Annotated in this window: 20 protein-coding genes; 16 read left to right on the forward strand and 4 right to left on the reverse strand. The window is 38.1% G+C overall.

The features are described 5' to 3' along the window. Positions 1-11 precede the first annotated feature (11 nt). The 9 genes from MHB65_RS08540 (at position 12) to MHB65_RS08580 (ending at position 7,913) form a co-directional block, all read left to right on the forward strand. The gene (locus MHB65_RS08540) at positions 12-1,502 is read left to right on the forward strand and encodes an aldehyde dehydrogenase family protein (RefSeq protein WP_342443119.1); all 1,491 of its coding nucleotides are present in this window, start codon (positions 12-14) and stop codon (positions 1,500-1,502) included. 16 nt (positions 1,503-1,518) lie between these two features. After that, a complete protein-coding gene (locus MHB65_RS08545; protein WP_004269321.1) occupies positions 1,519-1,797 on the forward strand; it encodes a BMC domain-containing protein in 279 nt (92 codons plus the stop codon). Positions 1,798-1,888: 91 nt separating this feature from the next. Then, complete coding sequence (locus MHB65_RS08550) at positions 1,889-2,479, forward strand: phosphate propanoyltransferase (RefSeq protein ID WP_342443120.1); 591 nt, start codon at positions 1,889-1,891, stop codon at positions 2,477-2,479. Between the two features lie 12 nt (positions 2,480-2,491). Further along, positions 2,492-3,361: a phosphate propanoyltransferase gene (locus MHB65_RS08555; protein WP_205442523.1), complete on the forward strand. Its 870-nt coding sequence runs from the start codon at positions 2,492-2,494 to the stop codon at positions 3,359-3,361. A 36-nt stretch (positions 3,362-3,397) separates the two neighbouring features. Continuing rightward, positions 3,398-3,682, forward strand: a complete 285-nt coding sequence (locus MHB65_RS08560; protein ID WP_036118365.1) for a EutN/CcmL family microcompartment protein — start codon at positions 3,398-3,400, stop codon at positions 3,680-3,682. Further along, positions 3,675-4,043 carry a BMC domain-containing protein gene (locus MHB65_RS08565; RefSeq protein ID WP_205442524.1) on the forward strand — a complete coding sequence of 123 codons (369 nt, stop codon included), beginning with the start codon at positions 3,675-3,677 and terminating at the stop codon, positions 4,041-4,043. The genes MHB65_RS08560 and MHB65_RS08565 overlap by 8 nt, the downstream gene beginning before the upstream one ends. Beyond that, positions 4,043-4,990 carry a malate dehydrogenase gene (mdh, locus tag MHB65_RS08570; RefSeq protein WP_342443121.1) on the forward strand — a complete coding sequence of 316 codons (948 nt, stop codon included), beginning with the start codon at positions 4,043-4,045 and terminating at the stop codon, positions 4,988-4,990. Before MHB65_RS08565 ends, mdh begins: the two co-directional genes overlap by 1 nt. A gap of 255 nt (positions 4,991-5,245) precedes the next feature. Continuing rightward, complete coding sequence (locus tag MHB65_RS08575) at positions 5,246-6,340, forward strand: AraC family transcriptional regulator (protein ID WP_342443122.1); 1,095 nt, start codon at positions 5,246-5,248, stop codon at positions 6,338-6,340. A gap of 76 nt (positions 6,341-6,416) precedes the next feature. Further along, the gene (locus MHB65_RS08580) at positions 6,417-7,913 is read left to right on the forward strand and encodes a carboxypeptidase M32 (RefSeq protein WP_342443123.1); all 1,497 of its coding nucleotides are present in this window, start codon (positions 6,417-6,419) and stop codon (positions 7,911-7,913) included. A 48-nt stretch (positions 7,914-7,961) separates the two neighbouring features. Here MHB65_RS08580 and MHB65_RS08585 read toward each other — a convergent pair whose 3' ends face one another. The 4 genes from MHB65_RS08585 to MHB65_RS08600 form a co-directional block, all read right to left on the reverse strand. Then, positions 7,962-9,623 carry a b(o/a)3-type cytochrome-c oxidase subunit 1 gene (locus MHB65_RS08585; protein ID WP_342443124.1) on the reverse strand — a complete coding sequence of 554 codons (1,662 nt, stop codon included), beginning with the start codon at positions 9,621-9,623 and terminating at the stop codon, positions 7,962-7,964. Then, positions 9,610-10,101 (reverse strand): cytochrome b5, encoded by a 492-nt coding sequence (locus MHB65_RS08590; RefSeq protein WP_036118325.1) that lies wholly within the window; start codon positions 10,099-10,101, stop codon positions 9,610-9,612. The genes MHB65_RS08585 and MHB65_RS08590 overlap by 14 nt, the downstream gene beginning before the upstream one ends. Before the next feature lie 24 nt (positions 10,102-10,125). After that, on the reverse strand, positions 10,126-10,248 hold the full coding sequence (locus MHB65_RS08595) for a hypothetical protein (protein ID WP_009370491.1): 123 nt from the start codon (positions 10,246-10,248) through the stop codon (positions 10,126-10,128). Positions 10,249-10,581: 333 nt separating this feature from the next. Continuing rightward, the gene (locus MHB65_RS08600; protein ID WP_205442530.1) at positions 10,582-11,040 is read right to left on the reverse strand and encodes a chemotaxis protein CheX; all 459 of its coding nucleotides are present in this window, start codon (positions 11,038-11,040) and stop codon (positions 10,582-10,584) included. A gap of 492 nt (positions 11,041-11,532) precedes the next feature. On the opposite strand from MHB65_RS08600, the gene MHB65_RS08605 reads away from it, so the two are divergent. The 7 genes from MHB65_RS08605 to MHB65_RS08635 all read left to right on the forward strand — a co-directional run bounded on the left by MHB65_RS08605 (position 11,533) and on the right by MHB65_RS08635 (position 20,635). Beyond that, positions 11,533-12,546, forward strand: coding sequence for an ABC transporter ATP-binding protein (locus tag MHB65_RS08605; protein ID WP_342443125.1), 1,014 nt, complete (start codon positions 11,533-11,535; stop codon positions 12,544-12,546). Continuing rightward, positions 12,521-13,498, forward strand: coding sequence for a dipeptide ABC transporter ATP-binding protein (locus MHB65_RS08610; protein ID WP_205442533.1), 978 nt, complete (start codon positions 12,521-12,523; stop codon positions 13,496-13,498). Before MHB65_RS08605 ends, MHB65_RS08610 begins: the two co-directional genes overlap by 26 nt. After that, positions 13,495-14,286, forward strand: a complete 792-nt coding sequence (locus MHB65_RS08615) for an IclR family transcriptional regulator (protein WP_205442534.1) — start codon at positions 13,495-13,497, stop codon at positions 14,284-14,286. Before MHB65_RS08610 ends, MHB65_RS08615 begins: the two co-directional genes overlap by 4 nt. A gap of 32 nt (positions 14,287-14,318) precedes the next feature. Continuing rightward, positions 14,319-15,899 (forward strand): ABC transporter substrate-binding protein, encoded by a 1,581-nt coding sequence (locus tag MHB65_RS08620; protein ID WP_342443126.1) that lies wholly within the window; start codon positions 14,319-14,321, stop codon positions 15,897-15,899. Between the two features lie 67 nt (positions 15,900-15,966). Next, on the forward strand, positions 15,967-16,899 hold the full coding sequence (nikB, locus tag MHB65_RS08625; RefSeq protein WP_004269337.1) for a nickel ABC transporter permease: 933 nt from the start codon (positions 15,967-15,969) through the stop codon (positions 16,897-16,899). Next, a complete protein-coding gene (locus MHB65_RS08630; RefSeq protein WP_205442536.1) occupies positions 16,899-17,801 on the forward strand; it encodes an ABC transporter permease in 903 nt (300 codons plus the stop codon). The genes nikB and MHB65_RS08630 overlap by 1 nt, the downstream gene beginning before the upstream one ends. A 191-nt stretch (positions 17,802-17,992) precedes the next feature. Beyond that, positions 17,993-20,635: a M14 family metallopeptidase gene (locus tag MHB65_RS08635; protein ID WP_342443127.1), complete on the forward strand. Its 2,643-nt coding sequence runs from the start codon at positions 17,993-17,995 to the stop codon at positions 20,633-20,635. The last annotated feature ends 2 nt before the right edge of the window (positions 20,636-20,637 follow it).

Here is a 20,637-nt window from a genome sequence, read left to right on the forward strand (position 1 = left end):
GAGGCGGCTTTATGGCCACATTAGACAAAGACTTATTAGCGATTCAGGAAATGAGAGATGCCGTTAAACATGCTAATACAGCACAGGCTGCCTACATGCAATTTTCTCAGCAACAAGTAGACACCATTGTAAAGGCTGTTGCGGATGCTGCCTTTAAGGAAGCAGATCGTTTAGCAAAAATGGCTGTGCAAGAAACAGGGATGGGTATTCCCAACCATAAAAAGATGAAAAATGAAGTGGCTTCACGAGATGTCTATGAAGATATTAAAGACTTAAAAACAGTTGGTATTGTGGGCTATGATCGGATGAAAAAAGTAGCCGAAATTGCAAGTCCTTTCGGTGTCATTGCTGGTATTGTACCCACAACAAATCCAACCTCTACAGCCATCTTTAAAACGCTTATTTCTTTAAAAACGAGAAATGGTTTAGTGCTTAGTCCACACCCATATGCAGTGAAATGTACAAAAGAGGCTTTAGATATTTGTCGAGTAGCTGCTGAAAAAGCAGGTGCGCCAGAAGGATTACTACAATGTTTAACAATGTCCTCCATGGAAGCAACACAGCAGCTAATGAAGCACCCAGACATTCATTTAATTTTAGCTACGGGTGGTGGTGCATTGGTCAAGGCGGCCTATAGCTCTGGCAAACCTGCCTATGGGGTAGGACCAGGAAATGTACCAGCTTACATTGAAAAATCGGCTACTATTCAAAAGTCTGTACGTCAATTGGTGCAAAGTAAATCGTTCGATAATGGCACAATCTGTGCAACAGAGCAAGCCATTATTGTCGATAAGGCGATTGCAGAGCAAGTGCAAACAGAATTAAAGAAAAACGGTGCCTATCTATTAAATGCTGAAGAAAAAGCTAAAATGGAAAAATTGATTTCGCCAGTTCCAGGGAAAGTAAATCCACAGATTGTCGGTAAATCAGCTACTTGCCTAGCTGATTCTGTTGGTATTACGGTTCCAGACGATACAAAAGTTCTTGTGGGCTTCGAAACAATGATTGGTAAAAATATTCCGTTTTCTCTTGAAAAACTATCACCAATCTTTGCACTTTATGTTGTTGAAAACAGTACAGAAGCCAAGCAGGTGATGATTGACCTGCTAAATATTGGAGGACGCGGACATACATGCTCCATTCACACTGAAAATGCAGCATTAGCAGAGCAATTTTCCGTTGAATTACCAGTATCACGCATTGTGGTCAATACATTATCATCTATCGGTGCAGTAGGTGGCACAACGGGCTTAGCGCCATCCTTTACATTAGGCTGTGGTACATTTGGCGGCAATATTACGTCAGATAACATTACAGCAAGACATTTATTAAATATCAAACGTATGGCGTATGGCATTAAAGATGTCGAAGTGCCAAAACCAGAATTTGAAGTACAGTCCGTTGTCGAGTCGGTAGTCTCACAAGAGCCTGCTCTAGACACAACGATGGTTCAACAAATTGTCGATCAAGTATTAAAACAAATCACATTACAAAATAAATAATTTGGAGGAATGACAAATGAGTACAGCATTAGGAATGGTAGAAACAAAAGGTTTAGTAGGAGCAATTGAAGCAGCAGACGCAATGGTAAAGGCAGCAAGCGTTAATTTAGTAGGAAAAGTACATGTTGGTGGCGGTATCGTGACAGTTCTTGTACGCGGCGATGTAGGTGCAGTAAAAGCAGCAACAGATGCAGGGGCAGCAGCAGCACAACGTGTAGGAGAGCTATTATCAGTTCATGTAATTCCACGTCCACACCACGAATTAGAAATGATTTTACCAAAAGCAGAAGCATAATTTCATGTTCTGATGAGAGCTGGATCTAACTTTAGAACAGCTCTCAACTTGTCCTTATAAAATCAATCAACAAAATAAAGAGGTGGCTAACGTGACAACAGCAACAAAAACTTTTCCAGTGGCCATTTCGGCTCGTCATATCCATCTAAGTGAAGCGGATTTACAAGCACTTTTTGGTCCAAATGCAACCCTTACTAAGGATTTCGACTTATCACAGCCAGGGCAATTTGCTGCAAAAGAGCGTGTCTCTATCGAGGGACCAAAAGGCATTATTCATAATGTCCGTGTCCTTGGACCTGTAAGACCAGCAACCCAAGTAGAGGTAAGCCGTACAGATGCCATGAAGCTAGGGGTGACACCTCCTTTACGGCAATCAGGTGATATTGACAATTCTGCAGGCATTAAAATTCTTTCTCAAGACAAGGAATTAGAGATCCAGCAGGGGGTCATCATTGCACAGGCACATATTCATATGACAGAAGAAGATGCCAAAGCATTGGAAGTACACAATAATGAATTAGTTTCAGTGGAAGTTGTAAGTGATCGTCCTGTCACTTTTCGAGGTGTCGTTGTACGTGTTTCCAATGATTTTAGTCTGGAAATGCACATTGACACGGATGAAGCAAATGCTGGCTTTATCGAACAGCAGGCACAGGGTAAATTAATGAAAGTATTATCGTAAGGAGGAGGCAAGATGCAAGAAAATTTAGTGCAAAAAATTGTGGAAGAAGTTCTGCAACAAGTCTTAAAAAATCAATCTTCCCCTCCACATGACGGTAAAATTCCGATTGGTGTATCTGCCCGCCATGTCCATCTTGCACAAGCAGAAGTGGAACAGCTTTTTGGTGAAAATTATCAGCTTACACCGAAGTCTGAGCTTTCACAACCAGGGCAATTTGCTGCGGAGGAAACTGTAGTGATTGCAGGTCCAAAAGGGTCGATAGAGCGCGTACGTATTCTTGGCCCCGCTCGTTCCTTATCCCAAGTGGAAGTAAGCTGGACAGATGCGATGAAATTAGGGCTGAAGCCACCACTAAGAATATCTGGTGATATTCAAGGTTCAAGCCCTGTTACATTGATTGGTCCAAAGGGGAGTGTCGTGTTAAATGAAGGACTCATTATTGCACAGGCACATATTCATATGTCCCCAGCGGATAGTGCGAGATTCCAAGTAGTAGATGGACAATCAGTTCAAATCAAGGTGGAAGGTATTCGCCCGATTATTTTATCAAATGTGGTTATCCGTGTTTCAGAGCGCTATCGCTTAGAAATGCATATTGATACAGATGAAGCAAATGCAGGGTTAATTCAACAAGGAACACTTGCAGAAATTTTGTATCATCAAGTAAGCGAACCAGCTATCGCTTTGAAAGAGCAGTCGCCAGTCGTACAGAAAGTAGAACAACCATCCGTCTATCATTATGACAAAAAGCTACTTTCACAAATAGAAGTGCTCGATATCGATGCACAAGAAATTGTTGTTCCAAAGAAAACCATTGTGACAGCATTGGCTTATGATAAGCTGCGAGAGTTAAATAAAACATTAACAATCCGCTCGGAGTAGTAAGACAAGCTGTGTCGCATAAAGAGGGTGAAGTTCATGCAAATGGGAAGAGTGATAGGCAGTGTATGGGCAACTCGCAAGGAGGAAGGGTTGAATGGTTTAAAGCTACTAATCATTCAACCAATTGATTCCAATCAACAGCCGATTCGCACAGAAATGGTTGCAGCTGATCGCATAGGAGCGGGTATTGGTGATGATGTACTTATTACAAGTGGTGGATCATCACGCTATATTATGAAAGAAAATCCGTTACCGATTGATGCAGTTGTCATTGGTATTATTGATTCTACGGAAGTAATGAGAGGTGAGGACAATGAGTAGCGCAATTGGAATGATCGAAACAAAAGGATTAGTTGGTTCTTATGAAGCTGCTGATGCGATGATTAAAGCGTCAGACGTCACAATCGTCAAACAAGAATTTGTTGATGGTGGCATCGTGACGATTGTCGTGAAGGGTGACGTAGGTTCTGTACAAGCAGCAGTAGAAGCTGGAAAAGCAGCCGCTATGCGTGTTGGTGAATTATTAGGCGCTCACGTCATTCCGAGACCTGATGAAGATGTCTTTAAAATGATTAAAGGACCAGAGGCACCAAAGAAAAAGCCTGTCTCTGCACCAGCAGCAACGCGGGCGAAAAAAACAACAGAAGCAACATCCGCAACAGATAACCGAGGTGAGGCATAGTGGCATTTCGTAAAAATAAAATCGCTGTAATTGGAGCAGGCCACACTGGTTCTACATTGAGTTTATTTTTAGCGCAGAAGGAATTAGGCGATGTGGTCCTTGTTGATATTCCAGAAGCCGAGAACCCGACAAAAGGGAAAGCTTTGGATTTGTTACAGACAGGCCCAATCGAAAAATTCAATGTGTCCATTCAAGGCACGAGTCAATATGAAGATATCGCTGGTGCAGATATTGTTGTCATTACAGCAGGCATTCCACGTAAACCAGGGATGAGTCGTGATGACTTAGTGACAACAAATGCCAAAATCATTCAACAGGTTTCAAGACAAATCAAGCACTATGCTCCAAATAGTATTGTTGTTGTGTTGAGTAATCCTGTTGATGCCATGACGTATGTGTGTCATAAGGAAACAGGCTTTGCCAAAAATCGTATCATTGGTCAATCGGGTGTGTTAGATACTGCTCGCTTCAATACGTTTGTTGCGCAGGAGCTTCACATTGCACCAGAGGATGTATCAGGCTTCGTGCTAGGTGGACATGGCGATGAGATGGTGCCATTAATCCGTTATTCCTATGCAGGCGGCATTCCATTAGAGAAGCTAATTCCTCAGGATCGACTGCAGCAAATCGTCGAGCGTACACGTAAAGGTGGCGGAGAAATTGTCGGCTTACTAGGCAATGGTAGTGCCTACTATGCACCAGCCGCAGCGTGTGCCCAGATGGTTGAAATCATTATCAAGGATCAACGAAAAATTATCCCTTCTATTGCTCTTTTAGAAGGAGAATATGGGTACCACGATCTCTTTTTAGGGGTACCAACGATTTTAGGTGGCAATGGCATCGAATCTGTCATCGAATTGCACCTAACAAATGAAGAACAAACAGCCCTTCAGCATTCTGCAGAGGCTGTGAAACAGGTAATTGCTATTTGCCAAAACATTGAATAGGGTAAACAGACTCTATTTTTCAATGGATCGAAAGGATCCCCAACTTTCTTTCCATAAGACTTCATGATAGCTCAAAAAAATGTTTGATTGGAAACCGAACATGACTTGAAAGCTAGCGTAAATCCCCCATTTTTAGAGAAAGCTCTCAACTGTAGCAGGCGCAAAAGCTTGCTACAGTTTTTTTATTGCACCTTCACAACTTATATCATAAAAACAATTACCGATTCTACTATAATCAAAGTAGGAGGGATGTGGATGAACAGTATCGTACAGGAGATGATTGATTGGATTGAAAGTCACCTATTAGAGGGATTTTCATTAGAGCATTTAGGGAAGAATATGGGCTATTCTCCTTATTATTGTTCTTTTAAATTCCATCAGACGACCGGGATGACAATTAAAAAATATAGATCACTACGCAAAATCTATCTTGCATCTATTGCATTAAAGGACCCCCAAGAGAAAATAATCGACATCGCCTTCCGCTATGGCTTTTCATCACAGGAATCCTTTTCTAGAGCCTTTAAAAGGTACTTCGGTATAAGTCCGAATGATTACAGAAAGTCTCCTCAACCTTTACAAACCTTTGTAAAGTTGAAATTACAAGATGATGGAGGATGGTTTACAATGGATATTTCTCAGAAATTAAAAATTGAAGCGTTACAAGAGAAGATCAATGCGCAATACGATCAAGAGATCTTGAATGTATTAAATGGTCAAATGATGTATGAGGAGTTTGCCAAACAGCAATTAATGGGCAATAGTGATTACGTACCTTTCAATGAAGCGATGTGTGCGAATCCAACGACTAGTCCGATTTTCAGTGAAGAATTTAATAAACTTCGTGCTACAGGGCATCAGGTGGCATTACAAGAATATGAGCAGGTGACATTAAATTCGTTGAAGCCATTATTGACAAATGACTATCAATGTATCGTTTTATGGTTTGGTGATGATATGTTTTGTCAGATGAACTTACTGACAGTGCTGGCTCTCCTGGAGCAACAAAGGTATCAAGGCAAAGTCTATTATTATATGGTCAAGGAAATGACCTATGATGTGGAGGAAACAGAGATAGAACTTGGACCTTATGGGGAGGTCTATCAAGAGGTGTTGATGCACCATCGTCTGCCCAAGACAACGCTTATACCTGTCATGTATCAGGGCATTCAATTATATTTCAACTATTTAAAGGAAGAGAATGAGATCACTACATATATAAAAAAACACCTCAATCTATCTCAAAATGACCTGTTAAAGCAATTGTTTTCCCTATTTCCACACTATGGATTAGGAGATATTCAATATATCAAAATAATAGAGAAGTTAAAAATAGAATATTCTGAATAATTTACCTAGAAAGTCCACAATATACAAAATTTTCGAAAATATGATAAACTGATAACGTGAAAAGGAGGATGAATGCATGATTGTTCAACAATTTACAGACTATGTGAAGAAGATGCAGCATTATGAGGAAGCACTCAATGTGATTTATTGGGATATGCGGACGGGTGCACCAAAAAAGGGGTTAGCGCAACGTTCTGAGGTAATTGGTACATTATCAGCCTCCTTATTTGATATGCAGACGAGTGAAGAACTAGGAGAGCTTTTAGCAGCATTAGAGGCACAAAAAGCTGATCTTGACTATGTAACACTGCGTTTAGTAGAAGAAGTAAGAAAGAATTACGATCAAAATAAAAAAATCCCTGCGAATGAATACAAAGAATTCGTCATTCTTCAATCAAAGGCGGAAACGGCTTGGGAAGAAGCGAAGGCCAGCAATAATTTTGCCTTATTCCTACCTTATTTAGAGGAAATCATTCAATGGCAGAAAAAATTCATTCAATACAGGGGTATTAAAAATGGATCTCCATACAATACATTACTAGATTTATATGAGCCAGATATGACAACAGATGTCTTAGATCAAGTATTTGGCGATTTACGTGAATCCATTGTGACGCTTGTTCAAAAAATTGCTCATTCATCGAATAAACCAGACACTAGCATGCTATTTAAGCATTTCCCGCGTGAGGCACAGCGTGAATTATCGTTAGAATTGCTTGCTCAGCTTGGCTATGACTTCGATGCTGGGCGTTTGGATGAGAGTGTCCACCCATTCATGATTGGTTTAAACTATGGTGACGCTCGTATTACAACAAAATATGATGAAAATGATTTCCGTTCGGCTATTTTTGGCACGATTCATGAGTGTGGTCACGCGATGTATGAGCAAAACATTGATGAAAAACTTGCAGGTCTGCCATTAGCTACGGGTACATCGATGGGGATTCATGAATCTCAATCATTATTTTATGAAAATTTTGTCGGTAGAAATGAAAAGTTCTGGGAGCATAACTATGAGCGCCTTCAACACTTCTCACCAGCACAATTTGGTGATGTAGCATTAGCCGATTTTTTACGTGCCATTAATATGGTCGAACCATCTTTCATTCGCATTGAAGCAGATGAATTAACGTATCCATTACATATCATGATTCGCTATGAAATTGAACGTGACCTGTTCAATGGTGATTTACAGGCGAAGGATCTGCCACAAGTGTGGAATGATAAATATGAGGAATATTTAGGTATTCGCCCTGAGACAGATCCACAAGGCGTGCTACAAGATATGCATTGGTCAGGTGGTATGTTTGGCTACTTCCCATCCTATGCATTAGGAATGATTTATGCAGCGCAATGGAAGCATGCGATGGATAAGGATATCCCTCATTTTGACGAGTTACTGGAAAAAGGGGAGCTGCTACCAATTCGCGAATGGTTAACAGACAAGGTCCATCAATATGGAGCATTGAAAAAACCATTCGAATTGTTAAAAGAAGCGACAGGGGAAGGCTTAAATGCCAAGTACCTTGCAAACTATTTACAAGAAAAATATACAAAACTGTATCAATTATAATGTGAAAAAAGAGATTTCTCGGAAATGAGAAATCTCTTTTTTTAATGCTTACCACAATTGATAGCCTTTGGAGCCGGCTGGTGAGTTCGAGATAATATCGATAATTGGTACTGTGTAAGCGAATAAAATTAAGGCTACTAAAATAACAAGCCAGATTTTAAAGTTTTCTAAAATAGCTGGTGTTGGACCGCTAAGCTCATGTACATCACCTACAGGGAATTCTTCTTCACCTTTAGGTGCGAACCAAGCTAATTTCACCACGATATAAATGATCACTAGGATGGCGATAAAGAGAATTGTTCCACCCACAGCTTGCGCGATTTGATAAGGAATCCAATCATAAGCCTGCTGAGCGCCACCATATTCTGAGTAATCTGAGCGACGAGGAGCACCGAACAGACCAGCAATATGCATCGCAGAAGACATAATCGTCATACCAGTAGCCCATAAGATACCAGCGAAATTACTAAGATTATTTAAAGACTTCGAAAGTGTACGACCTGTTAAATGTGGAATTAACCAGAATGCCGCACCGAAGTAAGTTAAAACAACAGCTGTTGCAATCGTTAGATGGAAATGTCCTGTAACCCAAATGGTATTATGAATTAATTGGTTCATTTGATAAGAGGCATTGACAATACCGCCTGCACCACCAGGAATAAATGACACCATACCGATAAATGGTACGAAGAAACGAGCATCCTTCCATGGCAATTTTTTAAACCAACCGAATAACCCTTTACCACCTAATTCACGTCCACGTAACTCGAACATCGCAAACATCGAGAAGGCTGTCATCAGAGATGGCACGATTACAGCGAATGTTAATACAACTTGAATGAACTTCCATGTACCATCAATACCAGGCTCTGTTAACTGATGGTGAATCCCAACAGGAATAGAGAAGAGTAAGAACAGCATAAACGAAAGTCTTGCTAAAGAATCGGAGAAAATTTTTCCGCCAATTACTTTTGGAATAATCACATACCAAACCATATAGGCAGGTAATAACCAGAAGTATACGAGTGCATGACCAAAATACCAGAAAAGGGTACGCGATAATGCCACATCGACACGCTCAATTAAACCTAATGACCATGGTAACAATTGAATTAAAACAGAAGCTGCAACACCAAGCGTTGCCACGAACCACATTAAATTATTAACAACTACCATAAATGATAGTAATGGGCTGCGTTGTCCGCTCGCTTTATTTTCTTTGCGCCACTGGACATAACGTAAAATTTGACCTACGCCACCAACCCAAGAACCAACTACGACTAATGTAAGACCTAAATAGAAAATCCAATGTGCCTTTAATGGTGCATAGAATGTATAAAGAACAGTTGCTTTATTCAATAAAACCATCGTTGCGGCAGCAGCTGTACCGATAGTCATTAACCAGAAACCAATCCAGCCAAGTCTTCGTTGAGTATCAGTGAATGTACCTGATGTTCGACTTACACTTGCAATTTGGAAGCCGTAAATAAAGAATGTAGTTAATATAAGACCGAGTAGTACACCATGAACTGTTAATACTTGATAATAACCAATGCCTGCTGGTAATGTAAATTGACCAGAACGTACAAAAACTTGTAATAAACCTGCAAGACCACCTAATAGCAATGCGATAAATGCCACGTAAATATGTGCCATTGCTAGCTTTGCATCTCGACGATCCACTTTTGTCATTGAATTAGTGTGACTCATTTGAATCCACCACCTTTAGCATAGAGTGCATCATCGTATGTCCTGTACCACAATACTCATTACATACGATTAAAAACTCGCCAACCTTATTGACTTCTGTCACATATTCCGAAATATAACCAGGCTCAAGCATCATATTGATATTCGTACCTGCAACCTCAAAACCATGCATAACATCTTCGCTTGTCGCGATAAATTTCACCTTTGCACCAAGTGGAACCTCAATTTGTGGAGGATTGTAATTGAATGCAGAAGCAACTACCACCACTTCGTAATCCCAATCCTTCCCTTCTACCTTATGGACACCTGGATTATCAAAAGGTGCTGTCTCTTTCACTTTCTCGTAATCTAGTGTTTTTTTACCATTGTTTGGATGGGAGCCTTGATGAAATGCCCCGATACCGAGAATGATCAGGAATGCGACTAAAGTGGCAACTCCAAACACAAGCCAGTATTTCTCGTACTTATGTATGTGCATATGTTTCTGTCCCTTCTTCGTAGATTAAAACCGTCCAATGAACAAATCGAAGCAGTACACCCAAAGTAAAATGATGATAATACCTACTCCAAAAACTGCATAGAGTGAACCTTTTAAATTTTCATCTGACTTCTTTTTGTTTGCCATTTTTGCTCCTCCTACGCTTTTTATTGTTGTGTTTCTTATTGTCATCATATAAAAATCCACTACATTTTGATGTGAAAAAAATCACACTTCTAGGGGAAATGTGTGAAGAAAGTGTGAAAAATTGTGAAGAGAAAAAAACAAGCTATCTCAAAAGTCATTGAGATAGCTTGTTGACGTACTATATTTTGCTTAATTTTAATAAAAACAAAAGATTGGTAGGAAAGTGCATTCCTTTTTTGTCATTCTTTTTATGCGAATGACAAGTTTTTTACATGTGTGCTGTCTGCTTGAGCATACAATGTCTTATTTGGGACCTTTATCAAATCTTGTTTTCTATTCTTCTTCCTCTATTGTTAATAGAACTGTTAGTGCACCAATGCTTGGGACCGAAACTGGGAGAGCAAATGCTTTTTCAAAACCGTATAATTTTGTAGTGCCCACCATCACCGTTGGCGGAGTGATATCAATTTCTAAGCTTTCTTGCCCAACAGCTGTACATAAATTTCCTGCAATCATATTACCGAATTCTCCTGTAAAGGATTCTAGCATTTCTCCCTCTAACGGCATACCGAACATTGTACTGCCAATCCCACTAAACACATCAGGAGAGGAATCAATGATGACGCGTCCCTTTAAATCTCCGATTAAGCCAATTAATACGCCCATTTGTTGCTGTTGAAAGGGTTCAGAAATAATACTAGGCGACTTTACTTCTATATCCATAGGAAGAATGGTTTTTAAAGCGTGGATTGTCCCGTTTAAAATAGTTTGAAAGTACTTCGAATTACTCATCATTACCGCATCCTTTTTCCGACTTTTCTACATCTTACCATGTAAAAAGGGTAAGATGAAAGTATGTCTTGACGAATTAACGTGAAATTTATAATATATTAATGAGAATGATTTTCAAATTCAATGCAAACATCTAAAAACTTAACGAAAAATAACTAAGAAGGAGCGGTTAGCAATGACATTCGTATTGATTGGAGCAGCTGTAGTGATCTATATTGGAGTTGGGAAATACGTCATGAAACAGGCGACTGCACATTTGAAATAAGAGATAATACTTGATAAACATTTTTAGGCATGGTCCGAATATTCGGGCCATGTTTTTTTGTATTTCTAGGAATGAAGATCGTGAATAAATGAATTAAACGTTTTTTTGGAATAATTTAATTAAAATGAATTTTTATTTTTTTCTGAAAACTATTGAAATAACCCAGTTTTTTCTGTTAAGATTTTAAAAAATGGAATCGCGTTTCATATTTTGGAACGGAGGGGGAAATGAGTTTGAATATTTTAGAAGTAAGCGATTTGAAAATAGGTATTCAACAAAATAAAAAAGATATTGCTATTGTGAATGGAGTATCATTTCAACTTGAAAAAGGCAAAACTTTGGGGATTGTAGGGGAATCAGGTTGTGGAAAAAGCATGACATCACTTTCACTTATGGGATTATTACCTGCTGGGGTTAACTGGCAAGGTGGAGAAGTTTACATAGATCAAAAGCAAATTAATAAAAAGTCGAAGAAGGAATGGCGAAAGATTCGTGGGAAAAAAATTTCTATGATATTTCAGGAACCAATGAGTTCGCTCAATCCAGTGTATAAAGTCGGTTCGCAAATTATGGAAATGATTCATAGTCATGAAAAAATTTCAAGGAAAGAAGCTCATGAACGTGCCGTTGACATGCTTCGTCTCGTAGGTATTCCTCGTCCCGATAAAGTAGTGAATGAATATCCTCATCAATTATCAGGAGGAATGCGACAAAGGGTTATGATTGCCATGGCATTGGCTTGTGGACCAGAAATATTAATTGCAGACGAGCCTACTACAGCATTAGATGTGACAATTCAGGCTCAGATTTTAGATTTAATGAAAGACATACAAGAAAAACTAGATATGTCCATCATTTTAATTACCCATGATCTTGGTGTAGTAGCGGAAATATGTGAGAGAGTAATCGTGATGTATGCTGGTGAAATTGTTGAAGAGGCTACAGTGCTAGATTTGTTTAATCAGCCGCTTCATCCATATACCAAAGGGTTATTAAATTCATTGCCTGACATTGAATCAGAACAAGAGTACCTTCCATCAATTGAAGGGGTGGTGCCATCACCATCCGATATGCCTTCAGGTTGTAGATTTTTCGATCGATGCGAATTTGCAACAGATCAATGTAAAAAGAAGCCTGATCTATTTACAACGTCTAATGGTACCAAGGTAAGATGTTGGCTGTATGAAGAGAACGAAGTGGGAGGGGGAATTGTCAATGGGCAGTCCATTGTTAGAAGTTAAACACTTAAAGAAATATTTTTCAGTTAAAGGATCTCGTTCAGGGCATTTAAAAGCAGTAGATGATGTTTCATTTTTTGTAAATGAGGGTGAGGTTTTAGGAATTGTCGGAGAGTCAGGGTGCGGAAAGTCGACTATGGGTAAAACATTAATCCAACTTCTTACACCTACTGAAGGCGAAATTTTACTGAATGGAGAAAATATTGCCACTCTTAGCCCAAAAGAGGTACGTCAAAAACGTCGTGATATGCAAATCATCTTTCAAGATCCTTTTTCTTCCCTTAATCCTCGTATGAAGGTGTTTAAAATAATCGAAGAACCTTTGGTGAATTTTGGAATAGGTACAAAGGAAGAGAGAAAGCAACGTGTTTATGAAGTAGCCAAACAGGTTGGACTTACACAAAAGCAGTTAGAACGTTTTCCACATGAATTTTCAGGGGGTCAAAGACAACGAATTGGAATTGCTAGAGCATTAGTGTCCAATCCAAAATTGATTGTTGCAGATGAACCAGTATCTGCTCTTGATGTTTCGATTCAATCTCAAGTATTAAATATTATGAAAGATTTAAAAAAGGAAATGAACCTGACCTACATTTTCATATCTCATGATTTAAGTGTAGTGCATCACTTTTGTGACCGCATAGGGGTAATGTACTTAGGTAAGTTAGTGGAAATGGCAGATAAACACGAATTATTTAATAATCCTAAACATCCATATACAAAAGCTTTACTATCAGCATTACCAAAATCTCATCCTTCAAAAGTAAAGGAGCGTATTGTGCTAAGTGGAGATGTTCCCAACCCTGCTAATCCACCATCGGGCTGCACATTCCATACACGATGCCCAAACTGCATGGAAATATGTAAGGTGACACCTCCAAAATTAAAAAAAATTGGCGATAAGCATGAAGTTTCCTGTTTACTTTATGAAGAGCAAATGGAGCGATTAACATGAGCAAAACATTGGAAAAAGGTATTAATATTTTAACGTTATTTACTGAAGAGAAACCTTCTTGGCGGTTAGACGAGCTAGCAATCGAAACAGATATTCCTAAACCGACTTTACATAGGTTTTTAAAAACATTTACAGATTTAGGCGTATTAAAACGTCCTTATATTCAAAGTGGTGGACAGTTAGTATTGAGTGATCATTATCTACTTGGGAATAAACTCATTGAATTAGGTGCAATTGCAGCAAATTCAATTGAAATTCGCTCTTTGGCTATACCGTATATGAAGATGTTGCAACAGAAGTTTGACTTGGCTGTTCAACTAAGCGTACTGGATGAAACAGATGGTCTTTATATTGAAAAAATTGAAAGTTTAAAACCGGTTTTACTTTATACACGGGTGGGAAGAAGAGCACCACTTTATGCAGGCGCTTGTTCAAGGGTACTTTTATCCTTTCAATCAGAGGAGAAAATTAATGAGGTACTTCAAAAACCTCGTAAAAAATATGCTAGTGGAACACCTGTTACTGATGAAGAGATATTTGAACTCATTGAATTTGGGAAAAAAAATGGCTATGCCTACAGCGTATCAGAATTGGAAGAAGGCACTGTATCAATAGCAGTACCGATTTTCAATAGCGAACGCAAAGTAGAATACTCGATTAGTATAGCGGGCATAGAGACGCTAATACCAAAAGAAAAAATAAATGCATTTTTAGAAGGTCTGTGGGAAACGGCAGCTTCAATATCTGCTGAACTAGGTTATTCGATGCCATATCCATATGGCGTATAGATAGCACAAATATAAAAGGGGATGAACAATGTATGAAGAAACAAAAATGGATTGCGCTATTACTTGTTTGTATAATGATTGTTTTAACAGCATGTAGTGGTGGCACATCATCAAAAGACGAAAGTAAAAATGGTAGCAAATCATCTGGTGAAAACCCAGCAGCAACACGTGGAAATGAATTAGTTATTCGTGTGGCTGGAGATCCACAAAACTGGGACCCAATTGATACGTTTTTACTTGCTTGGAGTACAGTAGCAACATCGGTATTTGAAGGATTAGTAAGTCGTTCTCTAGATTTAGAAATTCAACCAGGGTTAGCGGAATCTTGGGAATATATAGATGATAAAACGATTGTGTTTAAACTACGACAAGGTGTTACCTTCCATAATGGCGAACCGTTTAATGCGGAAGCAGTTAAATTTACATTTGATCGTTTACTAGGAGAAGAAGGTCAAAAAGGTCCGCAATATTCAAACTATACGTCAATTGATAATGTTGAAGTAACAGGTGACTATGAAGTTACTATGCACTTAAATGCCATTGACCCAGTTTTACTGACTAAGCTTTCGGGATATGGTGCTGTCATCGTACCACCTAAATATATCCAAGAACAGGGTGCAGAGAATTTTGACATGAAGCCTGTTGGTACTGGTCCATTTAAAATGACTGATTATCAACGTGATAAACAAGTAGTTATTGAGCGATACGATGATTATTGGAATAAAGACGCTATTAAACTAGATAAAGTAACATTTAAAGTGATTCCAGAAACAGCGACGGCACTGGCAGAATTACAAACAGGAAATATTGATATTATGACACGTTTAGAAGTTTCGCAAGCGGCAACAGCAGAAGGAACTGATTTCATTGAATTAAAGGATGTGTCCACTCCTACAGCGTATTCAATTCGCTTTGATACAGCACAAAAGCCAGTTGATGATGTACGTGTTCGTCAAGCTATTAACTATGCCATTGATAAGGAAACAATAGTGAAGGAAATTTTAGGTGGCTATGGTAACCTCATTAGTTCCTTCCAAAGTAATCTATCTTTTGGCTATAACAAAGATTTAGAGCCATATCCATATGATCCAGAAAAAGCAAAAAAATTACTTGCGGAAGCTAAGGTTCCCGAAGGTACTACACTTGAATTCTTTATTCCAGGTACCGATGGGACATTTAAAGAAATTGCCCAAGCAGTAGCGTTTTATTTAGAAGAAGTGGGATTAAAAGTTTCAATTAATAGTGTGGAAAATACTACATTCCAATCAGAGTTAATACCACAAGGAAAAGCTGGCCAAATGTATAAAAATGGCTGGGGTGGTTGGACTTTAGATTTTGATAATACAGCTTATTTAATGTATCACGAAGGGGAATTCTGGAATCCATCCTATAAAAATGAAAAAGTAGAACAATTATTAGCGGCAGAGCGAGCAACGATTAATAATGAGGAGCGTCAAAAAATCTTTAAAGAGCTGACAGAAGTGTTATACGAAGATGCTGCAGAAGTTAATTTATATTCTGAGGTTGAAATATACGCAGTGAATAAACGAATAAAAGATTTCCAACCACCTCATGATGGCCGCTTTAGATTTGAAGGTGTCACTGTCGAGTAAGTAAAAAATTATGAGATAGTATGCTTGTCATACTATCTCTTTCATTTCAAATTAGGAGGATGGAATTATGCTTTCCTATATACTACGACGATTATCGCATACCGTGTTGGTGATAATTGCTGTCTCATTAATTATATTTTTCGCCATTCGTTTAACGGGTGATCCTGTAAGCATCATGTTCGGTGCAGGGGAACCATCACAACAAGCGGTAGAGGAACTGACAGCAAAGTTAGGTTTAGATAGACCTGTTTGGGAGCAATATATCATATTCATGAAAGATTTAGTAACGCTTGATTTTGGCACATCGTATCGTTCGAATAGTCCAGTTTTGGAAATGTTGTTAGAACGAGCATGGCCAACACTCGCACTTGCTTTAGGGGGGATGACTGTAGCATTGTTAATCGCTATTCCTATCGGTATCCTTTCGGCAGTTTATAAAGGCAAGTCTATTGATATTTTTGGGCGTATTTTTTCTTTATTAGGTATCTCTTTTCCTAATTTTTGGTTAGCGTTTATGCTAATCTTGATCTTTGCTGTTCAGTTAAAATGGTTACCCGTATCGGGCTTTGAGGGGTTTAGCTCATTGATTCTTCCATCCATTGCATTGGGTCTGATTTTATCTGGTATTTTAGTTCGATTAATTCGCACCTCTATGCTTGAGGTACTTAAGATGCAATATGTGACAACTGCTCGAGCAAAAGGAATTCGAGAATGGCTTGTCATTATTCGACACGCCTTTCGAAATGCCTTATTGCCAACTGTGACGTTTGTTGGGTTACAGTTTGGTGGACTCCTAGGAGGGGCTGTTATTGTAGAGCAAGTATTTTCTTGGCCAGGAATCGGAAGATTAATTGTTGATTCTATTAATCAACGAGATTATCCGGTTGTACAGGGTGGAGTAATTCTCTTAGCTCTTATCATGATTGTCGTAAATCTAATTGTGGATTTATGTTATTCATTAATTAACCCAAAAATACGCACTGGAAGAGGTGACAATTAATGACACAGATAATGGAAGCAGAAACAGTCGAAATAAAAAAGGTTAGCAGAATAATAAGTGTTTTAAAGTTTATTAAAAATAATCCAACTGGGATCATCGGTCTATTATTAGTTGTCACGACTATTCTTTGTGCGATATTTGCCCCATATATTGCGCCATATGATCCAGGAGCAGCTAGCTTAGGACATCGTTTAGATTTGCCCAAATGGTTAGACGATACTGGTAAGTCTCAATATTTACTTGGGGGAGACCAAGTTGGACGAGATTTGCTCAGTAGGATTATATACGGTGCTCGTATTTCACTATTGGTTGGTATTTGTGGTGTGCTCATTTCGTTAGTCCTTGGAACGTTTCTAGGCATTGTGTCAGGGTATTTTGGAAAATGGATGGACGATTTAATTATGAGGTTAGCTGAAGTTCAATTGGGTCTGCCATTTATTTTACTAGCAATTGTCATTATGAGTGTATTTGGAACAGGGATTGAAAAAATCATCATTATTCTTGGGCTTACATATTGGGTTAGTTTTGCAAGACTAATTCGAGGGGAGATTTTAGCTCTAAAGGAACAAGAATATATCCAGGCTGCAAAGGCAATCGGAGGAACACATTTTAAAATTATCCTTAAGCACATATTACCAAATGTTGCTTCTTCGATTTTAGTGTTAGCAACAATGTGTATCGCAGAGTTTATCTTATTAGAGGCTTCCCTAACATTTTTAGGGTTAGGTGTTGAACCGACAATACCGTCGTGGGGCGGCATGTTGGCAGATAGTCGGAATTATATGACGTCAGCTTGGTGGATTTCTGTATTTCCAGGTATTGCAATTATGTTAACTGTACTAGGCTTTAATTTACTAGGAGATTGGTTACGAGATCGCTTAGATCCAAATATGAAAGTTTAGGTGATACTGTGAACTCTAAAATATTTTCAATTTTATTTCATAAGAATGAAACGATAAAAAAGCCCTCTTTATTTATAAACTTACCTACAAATCTTGCTCCCATAGGATTAATTGATTTTTGTGCGAGGTTAGGCTTAGAGTCAAATGAAATAGATTTTGATTTATTTCAAGCGTCAAATCAGCAGTACTCAATGGAATTTTTACAACATAGTAGTACATTTATTTCACAGAATGGGTCCAACTTTACAGTCTATTATGAGACTGAGTCTTCGCTATCAACGTTGTTAAGTACGATAGCAAGTGAAGGAATGGCCGAAACGTATACAGACATTCCATCATCTTATTATGAAAGTTTAAGTCACCTTTGGTCAGCCTATGGAACTGGTGAGAAGGACGAGGCACATCCACAACAGCATTTAAGTGTGAAAATTAATTTACAACAAGAAATAAAGTCCAATGCCATTATAAAAGAAGTTTGCTATCTTGCATTACGTTTAGGATTGTATGCTACCTCTGTTTCTTTACCAGTTATCACAAAAGATCATCGACATTTTTCAATTGACATCAAGCAAGGAACTGCAAATTTAATGGAGCTAAGTTCTAGAAACGTTATTCAAATTTGTGGTACAAAAGATAGCTTACCGACTGTTCTACATTCAATAGCAAAAGAAAAGCATGTGTCTGAAGGTGGCTTATTTGGTGTTTGGGAGCTAAATGAAAAACAAGTGAATGTAGCGGATTTATTGTATGAAACAACATGGGAAGATGAATCGGAAGCGTCATATATTATAAATGCTTTGCAAGATGAACCAAATAAAATGCTTGATGCTGAAATCTATCTTACAGCTTCTAAAAAAAATCGAGATGAATATTGTTTAGAATTGTATAAGAAATTTTCAAATTTAAAGACAATTACAGTTCGCTCTGCATTTAAAACAGGGTTATACTGGATATTAGAGGAAGTACTTCCATCTGTTTCAGGCCATTTTGAACAAGTAAAAATAGTATGTAAAGATGGGATTAGTGAAAACGGTTTAGAACAACATAATCGCTGGATTATGGAGCTTTATCCAGTGGATGAATTGATTGAAAGGCAATATGGTGTACCGAAAGAACATGTACAATTTGAGCTTTCAAGCACACAGCAGCACATTTACAGTGTCTATGTTGATGATGTATTAATTGCTGAACTAAATCCGTTAATTAGTGAATTGGATTATGTTGACGGTCAGAAAAAAGTCTATCCAACTACAGCTGGGTATAGATTATTTGAAAGTGAGAAACTAGTTCAAGAAAATGCAATATTGTCAGATCGTGAGCGTTTCTATAAAACGTACATCAATGAGTTTCTTCCTCAGATAGTGGGAAAATTAAATATTGATGTAACGAATCGCGATCAAGGACAATTGTTTCCTTTATTCGATCGAATCGAAATTGACTTTACTTCATCTGGAATTGAAGAAGAATTAAACGTTAAGCAAGAAGCAAACTCGTCCTTCGAAGCGTTATACGAAGATCTATATTTTAACACGCTAGATTATTTTAATGAGCTCGGTCGCCGATTAGTTAATCAACCTTATAAAGCTCCTGGTGGCATTATTCCCTCTATTCATATAGAGGAAAATATTTATAAGCCTATTAAAAGTGTAATACGGGCATACCAATGGCATGAAAAACCCAATCTAGTTCCAGTTACAAAAAGAATTTTATTTAATCCAGAAGGGCAATTTGAAACGGTAGAAATGTATTTAGGTAATTATCTCAAAGTAATGAAAGTGAATGATTATTTAAAATACAAAATTAAAAATGTTTATCAATTATCAACCCGGTATCAAAATTATTCTGAGGTCAAACTGAATTATGGGGATATATCTTACAAAGGGAATGTCATTCCATTTTTTGAAGTGACTGAGCCTATTACTAGTGACTTTTATTCAGGAATTAAAAAATCGGATGAAAAGCATACGATTGTCTTTGAAGCTGGCCATCATCCAAATGAAGTATCTAGTACACCTGCTATATTAGAGCTAATGGAAGATATTATTTGTCACCATCCTGAAATCTTGAAAAAGATTAATATAATCATTATTCCGTTATCAAATCCAGATGGTTATGAAATAATGGAGAGCTTGACAAAAGAACATCCAAAATGGAAACATCATGCTGCAAGATTTAATGCAGTAGGTTTAGAGTTTGCCCATGTCAAATTTCAAGAAAGCGTATTTGGCGAAGCAAATGTTTTACCACTCATCTTAAAAAAATGGGCACCTGATATAGTAATTGATGATCATGGAATTCCTGCTCGTGAATGGGTTCAACCATTCGCAGGATATGCATGTCCACCTATTTTCCCTGTTTCTTACACGCTTCCGAGTGCCAAGATTTATGGAATTGGTCGTTACGCGGATTATGATACGAGGGAAGTCCAGGCTAAAAATCTAGAACTGGTAGCTGAAAAAGTGAATATGTTTTTTGAGGGCTCAACATTTGCCCAAGAAAATGCTTATTGGCGTGAACGCTACTATAAATATGGCACAAAATGGGATCCGCAAAAGTACCCAATTGAGGAAATGGGGAATATTAATTTTTATCGGAGTATGGAAGTTACGCCAACTTACTCATCTGTTAGTATATTACGCTACCCGCAGTGGGTGGCTCTAGATATCATTTCTGAAGTGTCCGATGAAATTGTTTATGATGAAGAATTAATTTCTTGTATTGAAGCACATAAATTATTTAATCAAGCTATTATTGAAGCTACAATTTCTACTAAAGTAAATAAAATTAATCAATCTGGACGCTATATTAAAAAACGTCCGATAGAAATCAGGTGACA

Source organism: Lysinibacillus sp. FSL K6-0075 (genome assembly GCF_038592945.1).
In the GTDB taxonomy this organism is placed as follows: Bacteria; Bacillota; Bacilli; order Bacillales_A; family Planococcaceae; genus Lysinibacillus; species Lysinibacillus fusiformis_F.

What these genes read in the sequence shown, in the direction of transcription:
- MHB65_RS08540 (WP_342443119.1), top strand. Translation starts at nt 12, where the DNA reads ATGGCCACATTAGACAAAGACTTATTAGCGATTCAGGAAATGAGAGAT.
- MHB65_RS08545 (WP_004269321.1), top strand. Translation starts at nt 1,519, where the DNA reads ATGAGTACAGCATTAGGAATGGTAGAAACAAAAGGTTTAGTAGGAGCA.
- MHB65_RS08555 (WP_205442523.1), top strand. Translation starts at nt 2,492, where the DNA reads ATGCAAGAAAATTTAGTGCAAAAAATTGTGGAAGAAGTTCTGCAACAA.
- MHB65_RS08560 (WP_036118365.1), top strand. Translation starts at nt 3,398, where the DNA reads ATGCAAATGGGAAGAGTGATAGGCAGTGTATGGGCAACTCGCAAGGAG.
- MHB65_RS08565 (WP_205442524.1), top strand. Translation starts at nt 3,675, where the DNA reads ATGAGTAGCGCAATTGGAATGATCGAAACAAAAGGATTAGTTGGTTCT.
- MHB65_RS08575 (WP_342443122.1), top strand. Translation starts at nt 5,246, where the DNA reads ATGAACAGTATCGTACAGGAGATGATTGATTGGATTGAAAGTCACCTA.
- MHB65_RS08580 (WP_342443123.1), top strand. Translation starts at nt 6,417, where the DNA reads ATGATTGTTCAACAATTTACAGACTATGTGAAGAAGATGCAGCATTAT.
- MHB65_RS08585 (WP_342443124.1), bottom strand. Translation starts at nt 9,623, where the DNA reads ATGAGTCACACTAATTCAATGACAAAAGTGGATCGTCGAGATGCAAAG.
- MHB65_RS08590 (WP_036118325.1), bottom strand. Translation starts at nt 10,101, where the DNA reads ATGCACATACATAAGTACGAGAAATACTGGCTTGTGTTTGGAGTTGCC.
- MHB65_RS08595 (WP_009370491.1), bottom strand. Translation starts at nt 10,248, where the DNA reads ATGGCAAACAAAAAGAAGTCAGATGAAAATTTAAAAGGTTCACTCTAT.
- MHB65_RS08600 (WP_205442530.1), bottom strand. Translation starts at nt 11,040, where the DNA reads ATGAGTAATTCGAAGTACTTTCAAACTATTTTAAACGGGACAATCCAC.
- MHB65_RS08605 (WP_342443125.1), top strand. Translation starts at nt 11,533, where the DNA reads ATGAGTTTGAATATTTTAGAAGTAAGCGATTTGAAAATAGGTATTCAA.
- MHB65_RS08610 (WP_205442533.1), top strand. Translation starts at nt 12,521, where the DNA reads ATGGGCAGTCCATTGTTAGAAGTTAAACACTTAAAGAAATATTTTTCA.
- MHB65_RS08615 (WP_205442534.1), top strand. Translation starts at nt 13,495, where the DNA reads ATGAGCAAAACATTGGAAAAAGGTATTAATATTTTAACGTTATTTACT.
- MHB65_RS08620 (WP_342443126.1), top strand. Translation starts at nt 14,319, where the DNA reads ATGAAGAAACAAAAATGGATTGCGCTATTACTTGTTTGTATAATGATT.
- nikB (WP_004269337.1), top strand. Translation starts at nt 15,967, where the DNA reads ATGCTTTCCTATATACTACGACGATTATCGCATACCGTGTTGGTGATA.
- MHB65_RS08630 (WP_205442536.1), top strand. Translation starts at nt 16,899, where the DNA reads ATGACACAGATAATGGAAGCAGAAACAGTCGAAATAAAAAAGGTTAGC.
- MHB65_RS08635 (WP_342443127.1), top strand. Translation starts at nt 17,993, where the DNA reads ATGGAATTTTTACAACATAGTAGTACATTTATTTCACAGAATGGGTCC.